14 protein-coding genes and 2 tRNA genes are annotated in these 18,577 nt (G+C 63.9%); 11 read left to right on the plus strand and 5 right to left on the minus strand.

The features are described from left to right. Window positions 1-3 precede the first annotated feature (3 nt). Window positions 4-2,682: an aminopeptidase N gene (gene pepN / locus ACOZ9V_RS08525; protein ID WP_376905256.1), complete on the minus strand. Its 2,679-nt coding sequence runs from the start codon at window positions 2,680-2,682 to the stop codon at window positions 4-6. A 193-nt stretch (window positions 2,683-2,875) separates the two neighbouring features. Here pepN and ACOZ9V_RS08530 point away from each other — a divergent pair, with 193 nt between their 5' ends. The 3 genes from ACOZ9V_RS08530 to ACOZ9V_RS08540 all read left to right on the plus strand — a co-directional run bounded on the left by ACOZ9V_RS08530 (window position 2,876) and on the right by ACOZ9V_RS08540 (window position 5,145). Then, on the plus strand, window positions 2,876-3,481 hold the full coding sequence (locus ACOZ9V_RS08530) for a mycothiol-dependent nitroreductase Rv2466c family protein (protein ID WP_139467006.1): 606 nt from the start codon (window positions 2,876-2,878) through the stop codon (window positions 3,479-3,481). A gap of 64 nt (window positions 3,482-3,545) precedes the next feature. Then, window positions 3,546-4,019 carry a ribose-5-phosphate isomerase gene (locus ACOZ9V_RS08535; protein ID WP_139467007.1) on the plus strand — a complete coding sequence of 158 codons (474 nt, stop codon included), beginning with the start codon at window positions 3,546-3,548 and terminating at the stop codon, window positions 4,017-4,019. Between the two features lie 13 nt (window positions 4,020-4,032). Continuing rightward, window positions 4,033-5,145: an alcohol dehydrogenase catalytic domain-containing protein gene (locus ACOZ9V_RS08540; RefSeq protein ID WP_434595089.1), complete on the plus strand. Its 1,113-nt coding sequence runs from the start codon at window positions 4,033-4,035 to the stop codon at window positions 5,143-5,145. Between the two features lie 162 nt (window positions 5,146-5,307). Here the strand turns inward: ACOZ9V_RS08540 and ACOZ9V_RS08545 are convergent. After that, window positions 5,308-5,381: transfer RNA gene (locus tag ACOZ9V_RS08545), tRNA-Pro, on the minus strand. Between the two features lie 165 nt (window positions 5,382-5,546). On the opposite strand from ACOZ9V_RS08545, the gene ACOZ9V_RS08550 reads away from it, so the two are divergent. The 7 genes from ACOZ9V_RS08550 to ACOZ9V_RS08580 all read left to right on the plus strand — a co-directional run bounded on the left by ACOZ9V_RS08550 (window position 5,547) and on the right by ACOZ9V_RS08580 (window position 12,940). Next, window positions 5,547-5,620 (plus strand) — tRNA-Gly (locus ACOZ9V_RS08550). Window positions 5,621-5,682: 62 nt separating this feature from the next. Continuing rightward, on the plus strand, window positions 5,683-7,101 hold the full coding sequence (locus ACOZ9V_RS08555) for a hypothetical protein (protein WP_434595092.1): 1,419 nt from the start codon (window positions 5,683-5,685) through the stop codon (window positions 7,099-7,101). 212 nt (window positions 7,102-7,313) lie between these two features. Beyond that, window positions 7,314-8,690: a trigger factor gene (gene tig / locus ACOZ9V_RS08560; RefSeq protein WP_139467009.1), complete on the plus strand. Its 1,377-nt coding sequence runs from the start codon at window positions 7,314-7,316 to the stop codon at window positions 8,688-8,690. 203 nt (window positions 8,691-8,893) lie between these two features. Next, complete coding sequence (locus ACOZ9V_RS08565) at window positions 8,894-9,490, plus strand: ATP-dependent Clp protease proteolytic subunit (RefSeq protein WP_101545567.1); 597 nt, start codon at window positions 8,894-8,896, stop codon at window positions 9,488-9,490. Between the two features lie 26 nt (window positions 9,491-9,516). Further along, the gene (locus tag ACOZ9V_RS08570) at window positions 9,517-10,161 is read left to right on the plus strand and encodes an ATP-dependent Clp protease proteolytic subunit (RefSeq protein ID WP_139467010.1); all 645 of its coding nucleotides are present in this window, start codon (window positions 9,517-9,519) and stop codon (window positions 10,159-10,161) included. Window positions 10,162-10,357: 196 nt separating this feature from the next. Next, a complete protein-coding gene (gene clpX / locus ACOZ9V_RS08575; protein WP_181270457.1) occupies window positions 10,358-11,641 on the plus strand; it encodes an ATP-dependent Clp protease ATP-binding subunit ClpX in 1,284 nt (427 codons plus the stop codon). A gap of 12 nt (window positions 11,642-11,653) precedes the next feature. Continuing rightward, entirely contained in the window at window positions 11,654-12,940 is a 1,287-nt protein-coding gene (locus tag ACOZ9V_RS08580) for an MFS transporter (protein WP_376905254.1), read from the plus strand. A gap of 54 nt (window positions 12,941-12,994) precedes the next feature. Here ACOZ9V_RS08580 and ACOZ9V_RS08585 read toward each other — a convergent pair whose 3' ends face one another. The 3 genes from ACOZ9V_RS08585 to valS form a co-directional block, all read right to left on the minus strand. Continuing rightward, window positions 12,995-13,120: a hypothetical protein gene (locus tag ACOZ9V_RS08585; RefSeq protein WP_434595096.1), complete on the minus strand. Its 126-nt coding sequence runs from the start codon at window positions 13,118-13,120 to the stop codon at window positions 12,995-12,997. A gap of 369 nt (window positions 13,121-13,489) precedes the next feature. After that, the gene (locus ACOZ9V_RS08590; protein ID WP_139467014.1) at window positions 13,490-14,182 is read right to left on the minus strand and encodes an AIM24 family protein; all 693 of its coding nucleotides are present in this window, start codon (window positions 14,180-14,182) and stop codon (window positions 13,490-13,492) included. Between the two features lie 258 nt (window positions 14,183-14,440). After that, window positions 14,441-17,086 (minus strand): valine--tRNA ligase, encoded by a 2,646-nt coding sequence (gene valS / locus ACOZ9V_RS08595; RefSeq protein ID WP_434595098.1) that lies wholly within the window; start codon window positions 17,084-17,086, stop codon window positions 14,441-14,443. Window positions 17,087-17,272: 186 nt separating this feature from the next. Here valS and ACOZ9V_RS08600 point away from each other — a divergent pair, with 186 nt between their 5' ends. Continuing rightward, complete coding sequence (locus tag ACOZ9V_RS08600; RefSeq protein WP_434595100.1) at window positions 17,273-18,502, plus strand: acyltransferase; 1,230 nt, start codon at window positions 17,273-17,275, stop codon at window positions 18,500-18,502. Window positions 18,503-18,577 lie beyond the last annotated feature (75 nt).

Consider the following 18,577-nt stretch of genomic DNA (forward strand, 5'->3'; position numbering starts at 1 on the left):
AGACTAACTGTGAAGGTTCAATGATCCCTTGGAAGCGCTGGACACACGCTGAACCTGCAGCGCCCGCTTCGCATCGGCGAGGTTCTCCCGCATCAGCCGCACCAGGCCCTTCGGCGCTGAGGGGTGATCGTCGAGCCACTGTGACGTGGCGTCGACTGTGGCAGAACTCACCGGTGGGTACAGCCGCAGAGTCATCGTCTGCGCCATCTCCAGGGTCCGCGTCTCCCACCAGCCTGCCACCCGTGCGAAGTATTCGTCGGCGAAGGACCGCAGCGGCGCCTCGGCGGCGATGGAATCCCCGGAGTTCGTCTGCAGCCCGGTACCGAAGCCGAGAGCGAGCGCCCCGAGTTCCGAGTTCGGCAGATCTGCATCGTCGACCATCCGTGTGAAGGTCTGCGATTTCGACGCCGAGGTGGGGCGGCTGGCCCGTGCTGTCGCGGCGTGGCGGACACCGGTGGCGCTGGGGTCTCTGCGGCTCATCTCCTCGACTGTCGAATCATCGACGGCGTCGTTCGAGCACAGGCCGATGATGATCTCCCATGTGAGATCGGTGTCCAGGGCGATCCCATAGACGCGTTCGGTCTCCGGTCGCAGCCAGGACTTCAGCCGATCCAGCTGAACGGGTGTGGTCGCGTGACGGATGAATCCGCGCACGAACTGGAAGGCCTGGTCCGATCCTTCCTCGGTCGCCTCGAGGACCTCGAGGAAACGGTCAGCCACCTCGGCGTGCATCGCCTCGCGCTCCTGCGGCGGCAGGTAGGAGCCGACCGCGGTATCGAGCTGGCGCATCTGTGTGAGCAGTCCGGAGGAATGGGTGATGGCGCTCAGGTGCGTGAGCACGGTGTTGATGTAGTCGTGGACGGGCCGTTCTCCGTCACGGACTTCATCCCACAGCGTTGCCAGCACGAGGAGCTGGGTGAGCGAATCGTCGAAGTCACCCAGTCTGTTCGCCGCAGTGTCCATGCTGCGGGCGTCGAAGCGGACCTTCGCATAGCTGAGATCGGCGTCGTTGACGACGATGACATCGGGCAGGGCCAGGCCTCGAGCCTCGTCCACCTCTGCAGATTCTCCGTCGATGTCGAGGGGGAAGGAATGAGTGCGTTGCAGACGTCCCTGCCCGTTGTCCGAATAGAAGCCGACGGCCAGCCGGTGCGGACGCAGCGACGGGGTCGGCTGACCCGGAATCGACCAGGGCTGCTGAGTCACGCGCAGGCTCGAGATCGTCTGCTCGTCCGTTCCCGATGCCTCGGCCGTGCCATCACCGGCTTCAGTGGTGACGACGGCCTCGAGGAGGTTGACTCCGGATTCTTCCAGCCACAGCTTCGACCAGCTCTCCAGATCCCTGCCCGAGGTGGCCTCGAGCTCCGTGAGCAGATCGGAGAGCTCGGTGTTCGACCACGCGTGCTTGTCGAAGTAGCTCTTGAGGCCGGAGAAGAACTCCTCGCGACCGACCCAGGCCACGAGCTGTTTGAGCACGGAAGCGCCCTTGGCGTAGGTGATTCCGTCGAAGTTGACTTCGACGTCGGCAAGGTCCTCGATCGGGGCGACGATCGGGTGCGTGCTCGGCAGCTGATCCTGTCGGTAGGCCCAGGACTTCTCGATCGTGGCGAAGGTCGTCCACGCATCGGCGAATTCGGTGGCCTCGGCCGTCGCCAGCGTCGACATGAACTCGGCGAAGGACTCGTTGAGCCACAGATCGTTCCACCAGCGCATGGTGACGAGGTCGCCGAACCACATATGGGCGAGCTCGTGGAGGATCGTGACGGTCCGGCGTTCGACAAGAGCCTCGGTGGGACGTGACCGGAACACATAGTTCTCGAGGATCGTCACGGCGCCGGCATTCTCCATCGCTCCGGCATTGAACTCGGGCACGAAGAGCTGATCGTACTTCTCGAACGGGTAGGAGACACCGAATTCGCGTTCGAAGAACTCGAAACCGGCCTTCGTGATCCGGAACAGCTTCGTCGCATCGAGGTGTTCGAGCAGAGACGCGCGGCAGTAGAGGCCCAGAGGAACAATCGAACCGTCGGAGGAAGTCAGCTGCGAATGCACGGACTCATACGGGCCGGCGATGATCGCGGTGATATACGACGAAATCGGCGTGGTCGGGGCGAACTGCCACACCGCCATGCCCTCCTGCGGTTCCTCTCCGAGCTCGGCGAAGGTCTCCTTCGCATCGCTCGGAGTCGGAGTGGGGGAGTTCGAGACGACGGTCCACTTCTCCGGCGCGACGACGGTGAAGGAGTACGGAGACTTGATATCGGGCTGCTCGAACACGGGGAAGACACGGCGGGCGTCAGGGACCTCGAACTGAGAGTAGAGGTAGACCTCGTCATCGATCGGGTCGACGAATCGGTGCAGACCTTCTCCGGTGTTCATATAGGCGAAATGGGCATCGACGATGAGTTCGTTCTCAGCGGCGAGGCCGGGAAGGGTGATGCGGGCCGGTGCGACCACCTCGGCGAGGTCGAGGTCGGTGCCGTTGAGTCGGACGCGCTCGACACTCGCGGTGATGGCGTCGATGAACGTCGTCGAGTCCGCTGTCGCAGTGAACCGGATACGTGAACGGACGCGGAAACTCTCACCGACTCCTGTGAGGATCAGAGTGTGCTCGTAGCTCGAGACGTCCACGATGGCTGAACGTTCGCGTGCTTCGTCGCGTGTGAGATTGTGTTGCGGCACAGTGAGGTGACCTTCGCTTCGGGAACCGGGTGTACTCGGTCATTCTTTCATGGACAGGCTCCGCTGCGGCGGTGTCGGTGCGACGGATCGCGATTCGGCCACCGTCACCGAGGATGGCCGGTCTTGATAGATTGAGCACTGACACGATGGGTGCCCGGCACGGGACCCGCGAGCGTTTGACGGAGGAGAGACAGTGAGCAAGGAAACACTCGATCTGTGGTTCGACACGGCCTGCCCGTGGGCATGGATGACCTCACGCTGGGGACTCGAAGTGGCGAAGGTCCGCGACGTCGAGGTGAAGTTCCACCCGATGAGCCTGAACTTCCTCAACCGGGACAAGGACATTCCCGAGGACTACCGGGCACTGATGAACCGGGCCCTGGCCCCGATGCGCATCGTCACCGCCGCGATCGCCGAGCACGGTGAGGAGATCGCCGAACCTCTCTACACAGCGATCGGCACAAGGATCCACCCGGGCGGAGAGAAGGACTTCGAGAAGGCGGTGTCCGAGGCTCTGGCCGAACTTCAGCTGCCCGCCGACCTCATGAAGTACGGCGAGACCGATGACTACGACGCGCAGCTCCAGGCCTCCCACGACGAGGCTCTGAGCTTGGTCGGCGACGATGTCGGCACACCGATCTGCCGCGTCGCCGGAACCGCGTTCTTCGGTCCTGTCGTCACCCCCGCTCCGAAGGGAGAGGACGCCGGACGCCTCTTCGACGGAGTCCTCGCGGTCGCCTCGACGCCGGGATTCTTCGAACTCAAGCGCACCCGTGACCAGGGCCCGAACTTCGACTGAGACTCAACGGTCCGCACAATCAGCGGACTCGATCGATCAACAGATCCCACCGAAAGGCAGACATATGAAGGTTCACCTCGGCACCGACCACGCCGGATTCGAATTCAAGGAGGTGCTCAAGGCGCACCTCGAGTCGGCCGGGCACGACGTCGTCGACCACGGCGCCCTTGAATATGACGCGCTCGATGACTACCCGGCCTTCTGCATCGCCGCGGCACAGGCCGTCGTCGACGATCAAGCCGCCGGTCAAGAAGCACTCGGAGTCGTGATCGGCGGATCGGGCAACGGCGAGCAGATGGCCGCCAACCTCGTCAAGGGTGCACGCACCGCTCTGGCTTGGAACCCGGAGATCTCAAAGTTGGCCCGTCAGCACAACAACGCGCAGATCGTCGCCGTCGGTGCCCGCCAGCACCCGGAAGCCGAAGCGATCGCGATCGTCGATGCATTCTTGGCCGAGCCGTTCTCCGGCGATGAGCGCCACGAACGCCGCATCGACATCATGGCGAAGTATGAGGAGCAGGGCCGGCAGGCTCTGTAAGAGGGAGAACACTGTGAAGATCCACGGCGCTGTGCTGCGCGAGATGCAGCGGCCTCGGCCATTTGCTCAGTCGCAGCCGATGTCGGTTGAGACCCTCGAACTCGATGAGCCGGGTCCCGGTGAGGTGCTTATTCGGATGACGGCGGCCGGGGTCTGCCACTCGGATCTCTCTGTCGTCGACGGCAACCGTCCCCGCCCGCTGCCGATGGTGCTCGGGCACGAAGGCGCGGGAGTCGTTGAGAAGCTCGGCGACGGCGTCGATGATCTCGAGATCGGCCAACAGGTCGTCACAGTGTTCCTGCCTCGCTGCGGGGAGTGCGCGAACTGCCGCACCGACGGAAAACTTCCGTGCACGCCCGGCAGTGCGACGAACGGAGCCGGGACCCTGCCGTTCGACGGACACAAGGTGCGTCTCCACGACGACACCGGCGCCGAGGTGCTCCACCACCTCGGCGCGTCCGTGTTCGCCACTCACGCAGTGGTCAACCGGGCATCCGTGGTTCCCGTCGACGACGACGTTCCCGCCTCCATCGCTGCGGTGCTCGGCTGCGCCGTGCTCACCGGCGGGGGAGCGGTGCTCAACGCGGGACGGCCGGGACCGGATGACGAGGTGATGATCGTCGGCCTCGGCGGAGTCGGAATGGCCGCGCTCATCACGGCTCTGTCGATCGAGACCGCCGGAGTCATCGGCGTCGACGCGAACCCCGACAAGCTGGTGCGGGCGAAGGAACTCGGTGCCGTCGAGGTCTACACCCCCGAGCAGCTTGGCCAGAGGACAGCGCCGATCGTCATCGAATGCGTCGGGCATGCTCGGGCCTTCGAGACCGCGTTCACGGCCACAGCCGTCGGCGGGACGACTGTGACGGTGGGGTTGCCCGCCCCGGATGCGCAGTCTCACATCACCCCGGTGACCCTGACAGCCGAGGCCCGGACCGTGATCGGCTCCTATCTGGGGTCGGCAGTGCCGAGTCGGGATATCCCCGTCTATGCCCAGCTGTGGAGAGAAGGCAAGCTGCCCGTCGAGGAGCTCATCTCCGACACGATCAAGCTGAACGACCTCAACGAGGCCTTCGACGCGCTCTCCGACGGGACGGTCGTCAGGCAGGTCATCGACTTCGAGGCGTGAGCCTCACCTGAGATGTCTCCTTTGGTACTACCTGACGGCGGCTGAGCAACCTAGCGCCAAGTATCTGGGCCGCCCTCAGGTAGTAATTGGGGGCCAGCGTATTTGGGCACGAGAAAGCCGCCCGGACCGATCGGACCGATCGGTCCGGGCGGCTGAAATCTGTCGGGATGACAGGATTTGAACCTGCGACCCTCTGTTCCCAAAACAGATGCGCTACCAAGCTGCGCCACATCCCGCGACGGCTCCTATCTAACCACAGGCGGGTCGCGACGTGCACCTTGCGAATCGCGCAAACCCGTCAATGCGACACACCTCACAGTGAGATCGCAGGAGTGACGCAGGTCACCGAATGTCGATTTGGCGCTAGAAGAAGTTCTCGACTATAGTCGAACTCGCAACACGGGGATGTAGCTCAATGGTAGAGCCTCAGTCTTCCAAACTGATGGTGCGGGTTCGATTCCCGTCATCCCCTCCACAAGCCGGTCTGACCTGATGGTCAGGCCGGCTTCTTCGTTCTCGGACGGGTAAGATCCTCAGATGACCACAGTCGATCAGCCGCCGCAGAGCACGCCCTTGCGCGATGAGCGGGACACTGCGTCGGCTATCGCCCGGCCCAGCCGGCGAGCGATGCTCACCGGAGCGGTCGCCGGGATCGGTGCGATCGGTCTCGGTTCGACGATCACCGCAGCCCTCGCCGAGGCGGCCCAACCGGATCCCGTCCGCTCGGTCACCGCCGCCTACACCGGATTGGGCCGGCGTGAGGCCCTCGACGCCGTCGCCGCGCGACGCCTGCCCGCACAGTCACGAGTCATGCCGGATCTGTCCGATCCGGGCCCGGCCCGGAGGCAGCGGGAATTCCTCGACAGCTGCGAATCGTGGCTGGGAACTCTGCCTGCCCATCGCCGCGACCTCGCTGTCTCCGCCCTGCTCGACCTATGGGTTCTCAGCGACGAGCTGCCCGCGCCGGTCGCCGGATGGGCCGATGCCTGGCGCTATGTCTGGCCGCGGGACACGGCCTTCTCTGCAGTGGCTCTGGCGCGGGTCGGGTTGTCGGAACTGTCATGGAGCCATCTGCGCTGCCTGCAGTCCGTACAAGCGGTCGACGGGTCGTTCGCCGCCCGCGTCGACCCGGAGTCCGGACTGCCTCCGGACGATCGCGAGTCGCAGTTCGACTCCCTCGGCCTCGTCCTATGGGCGATCTCCGAAGTGCATTCGGTCTCCACTGCGGCGGCCGCTCAGTTCGACCTCGGCGAGTTCGATGACCTTCTGCGACGGACCACCCGGCGTCTCTTCGACCTCACCGCCCACGGTCGCAGCCTGCCTCCGGTCGGCCCGGACTATTGGGAAGTCGGAGAATCCCAGGTCACCCTCGGCTTGGCCGGACCGACTCTGGTCGGGATGAACTCACTCACCGCACTGACCAAGGCTGATGGGGATCTGTGGAGGCGCCTCGGCGAGGACGCGGCAGCCGTCCTGCTCGCAGCGGACGATTTTCGAGCGACCTTCACGCGAACCTTCGGCGCCAATGGGATGCAGCGGTACCCCACCTCGGGCGGATCCGATTCGGCCATCGCCTACCTGCCTGCGGCCGGACTCGTCCCGGAGCGGCCAGAGGGGATCTACGCGCTCGAACCCGAGCTTCTCGCCGGAGTCTGGGACCACCTCGAACAGCCGGCCGGAGGGATCAAGCCCGGACACGGCTGGATCATCGACCGCTCCAGCTGGACGCCGTCGACGTCGCTCATGGGGCTCGGCTTCGCGCGCCTCGGACTCACCGACCGAGCCGAATCGATCCTCGACTGGCTGGCAGAGCACCGCACGAGCGCAGGGTCCCTGCCGGAGAAGATCAGCGGGGACGGCGATCCGGTCTCCGTGGCGCCGCTGTCGTGGACGGCGGCCAACGTCATCATCACCCTCGACGAACTCTACGGACGCCGAGGTGGAGCGAGCTCGTGAAATCACCCCGGTTTCGCGTATCGGGCGGGGTTTCGCGTAACATAGGGGATTGCGTCTTGCGGACGTGCGCGAACTATTCGTGGACTTTCGCTCCCTCTAAGGTCACGAGATGACCGATCAGGCTGTGAGATGGCCGTTCGCGGTCACGAACCCGGATGATCAGGTCGGAGATGACCGAAAATGCATGACTGTCGAATTTGAAAGGTCACACTGTGAAGAGCTCCGTCGAGCAACTCGACCCCACCCGGGTCAAGATCAGCGTGGAAGTCCCATACGCCGAACTCAAACCGAGCGTCGACGAGGCATACAAGACCATCGGGGCCCAGGTCACCGTCCCCGGGTTCCGTAAGGGCAAGGTCCCCGCGCGCATCATCGATCAGCGCATCGGCCGTCCTGCTGTGATCCAGGAAGCCATCAACAACGGTCTTGACGACTTCTACCGCAACGCGGTCGAAGAGCACGACCTCAAACCGATGGGCCAGCCCGAGGTCGAGATCTCCGAGGTTCCCGGACTCGACGGAACCGAAGACGGCGAACTCGGCTTCACCGTCGAGGTCGACGTGCGCCCCGAGGTCACGCTGCCTGCCTACGACACGATCAACATCGAGGTCGACCCCATCGAGGTCACCGACGCCGATGTGGACGAAGAGCTCGAGCAGCTGCGTACCCGTTTCGGAACTCTCGTCGCCGTTGAGCGCCCCGCGGCCAAGGACGACTTCGTCACCCTCGACCTCGTCGCCACCATCGGTGACGAAGAGATCGACACCGCCTCCGACATCTCCTACCAGGTCGGCGCCGGAACGATGCTCGAAGGCATGGACGAAGCGCTCGACGGCCTCTCCGCCGGAGAGACCACGACCTTCGAGACCACCTTCGCAGGTGGCGAGCACGCCGGCGAACAGGGCACTGTGAAGATCACCCTGGGCGCTGTGAAGGAACGTGAACTGCCCGAGGCCGACGACGACTTCGCTCAGCTGGCCAGCGAGTTCGACACGATCGACGAACTGCGGGAGGACCTGCGCGTCCAGGCCGGCAAGGCCAAGGAGACCGAACAGGGCGTCCAGGCACGGGACAAGGTCCTCGAACACCTCATCGAGACCCTCGACGTCCCGGTCCCGGCCAAGATCGTCACCGACGAGGTCGAGCGTCACCTCGAGTCCGAGAACCGTTCGGACGACGACGAGCACCGCAAGGAGGTCACCGAGGAGACCGAGCGCAACCTGCGCACGCAGTTCATCCTCGATGCGGTCTCCGAAGCCGAGAACGTCGAGGTCAGCCAGCCCGAACTCATCGAGTACCTGATCTCCGCTTCGCAGCAGTACGGAATGAACCCCAACGAGTTCGCTCAGATGCTCGACAGCTCCGGCCAGGTCAACGCCCTCGTCGGCGAGGTCTCGCGCCGCAAGGCCCTGGCCGCCGTCCTCGCCGGTGCCACGGTCAAGGACACCGCCGGAAACGTCGTCGACATGGAGGCCTTCACCTCCGCCGGTGACGACGCCGAGGAAGCCGGCGCCGAGGATGCCGACGCGACTGCGCAGAGCGCGGAAGCCGCGGACGAAGCACCTGCAGAGGCCGCCGAAGAGAACTGAGGACGAGCCGCCTCGGCGGTGGAATCCTGATGAGACGGTGGGTACGGATCACGATCCGCACCCACCGTCTTCGCATCTGCGCAGGTCCGATCACGCTGAGGGCGAACACGGGCCTCGCCGCGGACTAAAACCCGGGGGAGAGCGGTTAGAGTCCATAACAAGCCATCCACAGAACACAGGAGTGAAACGTGAGCGCATACGACATGACAGCTCCCGTCGGCCTCGACGCCGGTGGGGGAATGGGTCTGGACGACCACATCTTCAATCGTCTTCTCAAAGAGCGCATCATCTGGCTCGGTTCGGAAGTGCGTGACGACAACGCCAACGCCATCTGCGCGCAGATGATGCTGCTGGCCGCCGAAGATCCCGAAGCGGACATCTCGCTCTACATCAACTCGCCCGGCGGCTCCGTCACCGCCGGTATGGCCATCTACGACACGATGCAGTACATCAAGCCCGATGTCTCGACCGTGGCCATGGGCATGGCCGCGTCGATGGGACAGTTCCTGCTCTCCTCGGGCACCCCGGGCAAGCGCTACGCCACCCCGCACGCTCGCATCCTCATGCACCAGCCGCTGGGCGGCATCGGCGGAACGGCCACCGACATCAAGATCCAGGCCGAACTGATCCTGCACATGAAGAAGCAGATGGCCGAACTGACCGCTCAGCAGACCGGGAAGTCGCTCGAGCAGATCCTCCAGGACAACGACCGCGACCACTGGTTCACCGCCGAAGAGGCGCTCGAATACGGCTTCATCGACAAGATGGTCACCCGCGCGTCCGACGTCGAGAACAACTGAGCAGGAGTGAGGGAAGAATGAATTCAATGAACTTTATGCCGGGTTCGACGGCGTCGAACATGCCGCAGTCGCGTTATGTCATGCCGCAGTTCGAAGAGCGCACACCCTATGGCTTCAAGCGCCAGGATCCCTACACCAAGCTCTTCGACGACCGCGTCGTATTCCTCGGCGCACAGGTCGATGACACCTCCGCCGACGATGTCATGGCTCAGCTGCTCGTCCTGGAATCGCAGGATCCTGACCGTGACATCACTCTGTACATCAACTCGCCGGGTGGGTCGTTCACGGCGATGACGGCCATCTACGACACGATGCAGTACATCAAGCCGGAGATTCAGACCGTCTGCCTCGGTCAGGCCGCCTCCGCAGCCGCCGTGCTGCTGGCCGCCGGCACTCCCGGCAAGCGTCTGGCCCTGCCGAACGCGCGAGTGCTCATCCACCAGCCCGCGATGCAGGGGCAGGGACAGGGTCAGGCCTCTGACCTCGAGATCCAGGCCGCTGAAGTGCTGCGGATGCGCGAATGGCTCGAGGGAACTCTGGCCAAGCACTCGAACAAGGAGGCCGCACAGGTCTCGAACGACATCGAACGCGACCTCTTCCTCACGGCCGAGCAGGCCAAGGACTACGGTCTCGTCGACCAGGTGCTCTCTTCGCGCAAGAACGCGAGCTGATCACCTGTCGGAGGACAGGGAAACACTGAGAACGGGTTCGTGCGATTGTGATCGGACGGACCCGTTCTCGGTTCCTTCCGCCGACACACCGAGTCGTGGCTGGGGGCTCGTGTCAGCCACGTATGGGAAGCTATTGAGGTACAGGAAACACGAGCGGTAGAGTTGGGGCCAAGCGTCCTGGCGAAAGGTTGTGACAGTGGCTCGCAGTGCGGACGGAGCAGACCTGCTCAAATGCAACTTCTGTGGGAAGTCTCAGAAGCAGGTTCGGAAACTCATCGCCGGACCTGGTGTTTACATCTGCGATGAATGCATCGGATTGTGCAATGAGATCATCGAAGAGGAGCTCAGCGAATCCAGTCCGGAGCAGGCCGAACTCGAGCTGCCCAAACCTCGTGAGATCTTCGACTTCCTCCAGGAGTACGTCGTCGGTCAGGAACCGGCGAAGAAGGCACTGTCGGTAGCCGTCTACAACCACTACAAGCGCATCCGATCGCTGCAGTCCGGTGACGAGAAGACCCTCGGCTCCAACGACTCCGAAGTTGAGATCGCGAAGTCGAACATCCTGCTCGTCGGTCCCACCGGCTCGGGAAAGACCTACCTCGCCCAGTCGCTGGCCAAACGTCTCAATGTCCCATTCGCGGTCGCCGATGCCACCGCGCTGACCGAAGCCGGCTACGTCGGCGAAGACGTCGAGAACATCCTGCTCAAACTCATTCAGGCCGCAGACTTCGATATCCAGCGTGCCGAGCACGGAATCATCTATATCGACGAGATCGATAAGATCGCTCGCAAGTCGGAGAACCCGTCGATCACCCGTGACGTGTCCGGTGAGGGCGTGCAGCAGGCACTGCTGAAGATCCTCGAAGGCACTCAGGCGTCGGTGCCGCCGCAGGGCGGGCGCAAACACCCGCACCAGGACTTCCTGCAGATCGACACGACCAATGTGCTCTTCATCGTCGCCGGCGCATTCGCCGGGATGGAGGAGATCGTCGCCGGCCGCAAGGGCAAGCACGGCATCGGCTTCGGCGCCCTGCTGCAATCGAAGAACGACGAAGAGGACCTGTACGCAGACATCCTTCCCGAAGATCTGCTCAAGTTCGGCCTCATCCCGGAGTTCATCGGCCGCCTGCCGGTGCTGGCCACCGTGTCCAACCTCGACCGGGCCGCGCTGATGTCGATCCTCACAGAACCGAAGAACGCCTTGGTCAAGCAGTACGAGCGGATGTTCGAGTTCGACAATGTCTCCCTGACATTCGAGACCGAGGCACTTGAGGCCATCGCCGATCTCGCTCTGCTGCGCGGCACGGGCGCTCGAGGCCTGCGCTCGATCATGGAAGAGGTCCTGCAGCCGGTCATGTTCGATGTGCCTTCACGCGAAGACATCGCCGAGGTGGTCGTGACTAAGGACGTCGTCGAATCCAATGTCGCCCCGACCCTCGTGCCGAAGTCACGGAACAGGACGAATAAGAAGTCTGCCTGAGTCTCTTTTCGCATGAGACTCCTGGCCGACACACGCCCACTGCGCTACGCGTCGTTCCGACGACTGTGGGTTGCCAATATCGTCACCGTCATCGGTGCGCAGATGACTGTTGTGGCGATCCCCGCACAGATCTTCCATATCACCGGGTCGTCCGGGTATGTCGGGCTCGCCGGTGCGTTCGGGCTGATTCCTCTCATCGTCTTCGGACTGTGGGGCGGGTCGTTGGCCGATGTCATCGATCGACGCAGACTGCTCGTGATCTCGACGGTCGGTCTGATCGTCACGAGCGCGATACTTGCCCTCATCGCGGTGCTCAGCATCGACAATGTCTGGTTGCTGCTGTCTGTATTTTCGATGCAGCAGGCATTCTTCGCACTCAACCAGCCGGCTCGGGGAGCTCTGCTGCCGTCGATCATCCCGCTCGGCCTGCTGCCCGCGGCGAACTCTCTGAACATGACTGTGATGACATTGGGCGCCGTCGTCGGCCCTGTCGTCGGCGGAGCGCTGATCCCTCTGTTCGGGTACCAGCTGCTCTACGTCATCGACGCCGTGTTCCTGTTCGCTACGCTCTACGCAGTGATCCGACTGCCGTCGCTGCCGCCGCAGAAACAGCCCGATACTCGGTCGGGATTCAAAGGCATCGTCGACGGGTTCCGGTATCTGCGGACGAACACCGTCGTCATGGTCTCTCTGCTGGTGGACATCATTGCGATGGTCTTCGGAATGCCGCGGGCCCTGTTCCCGCAGATCGCCGCGGAGACCTTCGACGGTCCGCCCGAGGGCGGCATCGTCTTCTCGCTGCTCTTCGCTGCGCTGGCCGGCGGAAGTGCATTGGCCGGGATCTTCTCCGGGTGGGTCTCACGCGTGGAGCGCCAGGGACTGGCCGTCATCGTCGCCATCGTCGTCTGGGGTGCGGCAATGACGGTGTTCGGACTGTCCCTTGAGCTGGCGGCTGGGTTCTGGCTGACCGCACTCGTCGTCGCATTGGCTGCGATGGCGGTCGGCGGAGGAGCCGATATCGTCTCCGGCGCTTTTCGGCAGACGATGCTCCAGGAAGCCGCAACCGATGCGATGCGCGGTCGGATGCAGGGAGTGTTCATCGTCGTCGTCGCCGGCGGACCTCGTATCGCGGACGTCCTCCACGGCTCCGTTGCTGCAGTCACAGACACCACGGTCGCCTCGGCGGGTGGCGGCATCGCCGTCATCGTTCTCGTGCTCGCCTGTGCGGTGGCCTTTCCGACCTTCCGGAAATACCGGGTCGAACGCGGCGGGCACGAGCACACTGTCCCCACTGCCTGATCAATCGAGCAGACCTGACGTTCGACCGTGCTCCTGCTACGAGTCGTCCCCGAATCAGCGCGAGTCGTCGTCCCGGAGGGCCTGCTCCATTCCGGCCAGTATTCCCGGCCACCCCGATCCCATGCCCTTGAATGCCTGACGCCCCAGCGGAGAGTCGACGTCGAGTCCCGAATGGGCCAAGCGGACTCGGTTTCTCCGACATGCCAGGATAGCCCGACTCTTCTGCGCTTTCGGGTATTGTCGCGCAGCTTGCCGCGTACCACTCACACCGGATTGCAAGAGCCATGACGCTCAAGTACTTTCGCATCTCTCAGTGCTGCTCTCGCTCTACCGCGTTGGTGTCTTAACGCCCCGGTGCTGGCGCATCCCTCACCCGTCCTGTCGAAACACCGTTGTGCACCAAGGCGTTGAGTCACGACGGGTGAGGGGCGCCCGATGCGAGAACATGGGGAGATGCGCGGGGGAGACGACGACACCCCCGACTCGCTGCCGAAGCAGCAGGTCGGGGGTGCGTCAGCGTGGTGATGCTGCGGACGGCCGCCAGGTGCGTCAGCTGGTGGTGGCCGAGTAGACGGCGTTCTCTGCGGGCTGGACGACGACGAAGCCGGGGCCGTGGAATGCCAGCTGCACGGACTCACCGGAGCCGCGACCGAAGAATGTGCCGACGCTGACGTCGGTCTTGATCTGCGGGGCCAGCGCCGACGACCAGCAGACGGCGGCCTGCGGATCGACGAAGGTCGGCTGCTGCGAGCAGTCGAGGACCATGGGCTCACCCTTGCAGCAGATGGCGGCAGTGCCCTGGCCGGCAAGTTCGAGGTTGAATAGTCCCGAACCGCTGACCATCGCACCGACACCGCCCTTGATGCGTTTGATCTCCCAGCTGAGCGCGTCGTCGAAGGCGAGCAGATTCGCGGTGTTGACGGTCAGTGCGTCCTGCGGACCTTCGAGCGCCATCATGAAGATGTTCGAGGCCTCCCTGGCGAAGAACACCTCTCCGTGTCCCTCGACGCGCATGACGTTTCCGCCCTCGCCGGTGGCTGCCTTCTTCATGAACTGGCCGACCGACTTCGACCCCTGGTGGGTGAAGCGGACATCGCCCTGATAGGCGACCATCGCGCCCTTGGTGGCGATCATCGGCGCGTTCGGCGTGACCACCGAACGCAGCATCTTGTTCGACTGTAGCGTCCACCGCTCTTGATTCTGTACCTCGGCGTTGCGCTTGGAAAAGAGTTCGCTTCTCACGGTTCTGGGGACCTTTCGTTCAGGGAGGACTTCGGTGTTTCTTCAGTGGTCGATAACCATAGTACGGCGGAGAGAACGCAGACCCCGGTCATTTCGTGTATCCGTTCCGGAACATGAACAGAGCCCCACGGCATCCACTGCTCCGACGCTGCGGAGGAACGAATGTCGCGGGGCTCTGCGGGACCAGTTCGGGTCTCAGTTCAGCCGGTGGGGCCGGAGGCTGCTTCTTCTGGCAGTCAGGGCCGGCTGGTGTTCGGCTCAGTCCTGGTCGACGAAGTCGATCGAGGCAATGGTGATCTCATCTCCGGCTTCCTCGGTGCTCAGGGACTTGATACGGCCCGCCGCCGTGAGGTCGCCTTCTGCCGCCGTGATCGCGGAGACGACGGTGGCCGGCGCCTGAATGGTCACGGAAGCGACCTCGGTCTTCTGCGACACCTTGGCCTCGGTCTTCGTGCGGCGGATCTCGGTCAGTGCGGCTGCCACCGAGGCCAGCAGCTCGGGATCGACGGACGATTCCGGGTGGCTCAGCACCTCATCTGCCGGCCACGGCGCACGGTGGACCGAACCGGTGCGCCACCAGGACCAGACCTCTTCGGTGACGAACGGAGTGAACGGAGCGAACAGACGCAGCAGGACATCCAGAGCAGCAGCCAAGGTGACGTGAGCCGACAGCTGATCGTCAGATCCCGATGAGCCGTAGGAACGGTCCTTGACGAGCTCGACATAGTCATCGGTGAACTCCCAGAAGAAGCTCTCGGTCACACGCAGTGCATGAGCATAGTCGTAAGCGGCCATATGCTTCCCGGCCTGCTCGACGACCTCGGCAAGCTTCGCCAGCAGGGCCCGATCGAGATCGTGGGTGACGGCACCGAGCTGACCGATGAGACCGGCATGCACACCCTGTGCCAGAGCGAACTTCGAGGCGTTGAGCAGCTTCATCGCCAGCCGGCGGCCGATCTGCATCTGCGTGACGTCGTAAGCGGTGTCCGCACCGAGTTTCGCGCTGGCCGCCCAGTAGCGGACCGCGTCAGGACCGAATCCCGGCTTCGCCTCGCCGAGGATGTCCGACGGAACCACGACATTGCCCTTGGACTTCGACATCTTCTTCCGGTCCGGATCGAGGATCCACCCCGACAGGCCGGCGTGCTTCCACGGTGCCGCATCGTTGAGCGAGTTCGCCCGGACCACGGTGGAGAACAGCCAAGTGCGGATGATGTCGTGTCCCTGCGGACGCAGGTCGAAGGGGAAGACCTTGTCGAAGAACTCCTCGTCACGCGACCAGCCGCCGAGCAGCTGCGGCGTCAGCGACGACGTCGCCCAGGTGTCGAGGACATCCGGGTCTGCGGTGAACCCGCCGGGCACATCACGCTGGTCGTCGGTGAAGCCGGCAGGAGCCTCGGCGATGGGGTCGCACGGAAGCGACTCGGGAACGATCGGATCATCGTAATCGGGCTGGCCATCAGCGTCGAGGCGGTACCACAGCGGAATCGGGACACCGAAGAACCGCTGCCGGGAGACCAGCCAGTCGCCGTTGAGGTTCTCCACCCAGTTCTCGTAGCGGGAGCGCATGTACGCCGGATGCCACTCGATCTCGCGACCGCGGGCGATGAGCGCATCCCGCAGTTCGGCCGACCGCCCGCCGTTGCGGATGTACCACTGACGGCTGGTGACGACCTCGAGCGGTTTGTCGCCCTTTTCGTAGAACGGGACCGGATGCGTGATCGGCTCGATCTCACCGATGAGGTCACCGGAGTCGATGAGCATCTGCGCAATGTCCTTGCGCGCAGAGAACGTCGTCTTTCCTGCCAGCGCCTCATAGTTGGCCACAGCATCGGACTTCGGTGAGTTCGCGATCCACTCGGGCACCTCGAGGTTGAGGCGGCCGCCTCGGTTGATCACCGCGCGGGTCGGCAGATCGAGTTCACGCCACCACGTGACGTCGGTGAGGTCGCCGAAGGTGCAGACCATGGCGATGCCGGTGCCCTTATCGGACTTCGCAAGCTCATGGGCGCGGATCTCGACGCTGACACCGAAGAGCGGCGAAACGACGTTCGTGCCGAACAGGGAGGCGTAGCGTTCGTCATCGGGATGGGCGACGAGCGCCACGACCGAAGGAATCAGCTCCGGACGCGAGGTGAGGATGATGATCGGTTCCGCCGAGGTGTCGGCCAGGCCATCAGCGCCCTCGGGGAAGAACTTCACCTTATGGTACGCGCCTTCGCGCTCACGATCCTCGAGTTCGGCCTGAGCCACAGCAGTGCCGAAGGTGACGTCCCACATGGTTGGTGCGTCCTGCGAATAGGCATGCCCGTTCTTCAGGTCGGTGAGGAAGGCCCGCTGGCTCACCGCACGCGAATCGTCATCGATCGTGCGGTATGTGTACTTCCAATCCACGGACAGTCCGGTGGAGCGGAAGAGGTCTTCGAACACCTTCTCGTCCTCGGCGGAGAGCTTCTCGCACAGTTCGATGAAGTTCTGGCGAGAGACCTTGACGAAGTCGCGCGAATTCTTCGGCGCCTTCTCCGGCGGCTGGAAGTCCGGGTCGTAGGGCTGGCCGGGATCGCAGGTGACTCCGTAGTAGTTCTGCACGCGACGTTCGGTCGGCAGGCCGTTGTCGTCCCAGCCGAGGGGATAGAACACGTTCTTGCCGGTCATCCGCTGATAGCGGGCGATGATGTCGGTCTGGGTGTAGGAGAACACGTGTCCGACATGCAGCGACCCCGAGGCGGTCGGCGGGGGAGTGTCGATCGAGTAGACCTGCTCGCGATCGGTGTCGACGTCGAACGCGTAGACGTTCTGCTCGCTCCACGCGGCGTCCCATTTGTCCCGCAGCCCCTCGAGGGCCGGCTTGTCAGGAAGGTTCACTGACTCGTGCGTCGAGTCCGAAAAGGCAGGTGTGTTCATAGTTGCTGATTTTCTCACCCGGTTCGCGATCGGCCAAACCGGTTCGCGCCCGTGGCCGCGCGAAGCCCCACCGGAGCTCGAGCGCAGCACTCCAGCCTCGGCCGCCCCAGCTCGACGGCGTGGGACGGCTCACACCCTGAAGGCGCAGTGAGTCGCCTGCGCCGCGGGCAATGACATCATGGACACATGGCGCCCTTGGACCGAATTCCGACAGAGAATCCGCCGCCCACGTCGACCGCGTGGATGAATCCGGCACGTTCGATCGCGATCATCGCCGTCGTGGCCATCCATTCCCTGGGCACCGTCGTCGAAGAGAACTTCGCAAGTATGGGGCCCGGCTGGTGGCTGGCCAACACCATCGACTCCGCCTGCCGGTGGTCGGTGCCCGTATTCATCATGATCTCCGGGGCCTTGGCCCTCGACCCCGACCGGGGCAGCAAACCGCGCAGGTTCCTGTCCAAACGTGTCTGGCGAATCGGCATCCCCCTCGTGTTCTGGACAGTCGTGTACGTTCTGTTCCGCCGCTACTACCTGCAGCCCGACGACGACACCTGGAATCCGGGCATTGCGATCCTCACCGGATCGCCCTTCGTCCAGCTCTACTTCCTCTACGTCCTTGCCGGTCTGACCCTGCTCACCCCGTTCTTCCGCCTGCTGAGCGTGCACGGCTCCCGCCGTCTGCAGTGGGGGACCGGTCTGATCTTCCTCGGCATCGGCATGGCCGACCAGTGGGTGTCGATGGTCTTCGACGTCGGCGAAGCCAATATCGCCACCCGGTTCCTGCCGATGGCCGGTTTCTACATCCTCGGCTGGGTGCTGCGCGATATCATGCTCTCGGTCAGGGGTGCAGTCCTGGCGTGGGGCAGCCTCATCATCGCGGTCGCCGGAACCGCGGTCTGGGCAGGTCTGGGTCCCGGTGAGAAGCCGTGGATGTTCCCGTACGAATACCTCGCCCCCGGAGTCGTCCTCGCCTCCATGGCCGCCTACCTCCTCCTGCATTTCCATCTGCGCGAAGGCTTCGGACTGCTGCACCGGTTCTACCCGTATTCCTTCGGTGTGTTCCTCCTCCATCCGCTCCTGCTCTACCCTGTCCGAAATGCCATGGGCCTTCCGGACACCGTGCCAGGCGTCCTCCTCCACGCCGTGATCATGCCGATCGCCTATGCGATCATCTGCGCCGCAGTTACCTGGGTGGCGGTGAAGATCCCCGGCTTCCGTGCCGTCTTCGGCGAAGGCGGGCCCCGTAACCCGCACACCCGACCAAACGTGAAGAAACTCCGACCGGGCGCGAAGGGATCCCCGACCGTCACGACGACCCCGGAAGAAACGACGCCACCCGAGCCGGCCGGGAGCGGCCCTTTCGAGACCGATCTCGGCTCAGAAGACATCGCACGGGGCCGAGAGCCGACTCCGTAGACTGAGATCCGAACAGGAAACCCCGCTTCCGGGATCCAGACTCAAACCCGCCGACAGACCCGACAGAGGAGAACA

Source organism: Brevibacterium sp. 1718 (assembly GCF_051131255.1).
GTDB lineage: Bacteria > Actinomycetota > Actinomycetes > Actinomycetales > Brevibacteriaceae > Brevibacterium > Brevibacterium sediminis.

Coding starts and splice junctions, on each gene's coding strand:
- ACOZ9V_RS08535 (WP_139467007.1), top strand. CDS start 3,546: ATGAAGGTTCACCTCGGCACCGACCACGCCGGATTCGAATTCAAGGAG.
- ACOZ9V_RS08555 (WP_434595092.1), top strand. CDS start 5,683: ATGACCACAGTCGATCAGCCGCCGCAGAGCACGCCCTTGCGCGATGAG.
- ACOZ9V_RS08565 (WP_101545567.1), top strand. CDS start 8,894: ATGACAGCTCCCGTCGGCCTCGACGCCGGTGGGGGAATGGGTCTGGAC.
- ACOZ9V_RS08570 (WP_139467010.1), top strand. CDS start 9,517: ATGAACTTTATGCCGGGTTCGACGGCGTCGAACATGCCGCAGTCGCGT.
- ACOZ9V_RS08580 (WP_376905254.1), top strand. CDS start 11,654: ATGAGACTCCTGGCCGACACACGCCCACTGCGCTACGCGTCGTTCCGA.
- valS (WP_434595098.1), bottom strand. CDS start 17,086: ATGAACACACCTGCCTTTTCGGACTCGACGCACGAGTCAGTGAACCTT.
- ACOZ9V_RS08600 (WP_434595100.1), top strand. CDS start 17,273: ATGGCGCCCTTGGACCGAATTCCGACAGAGAATCCGCCGCCCACGTCG.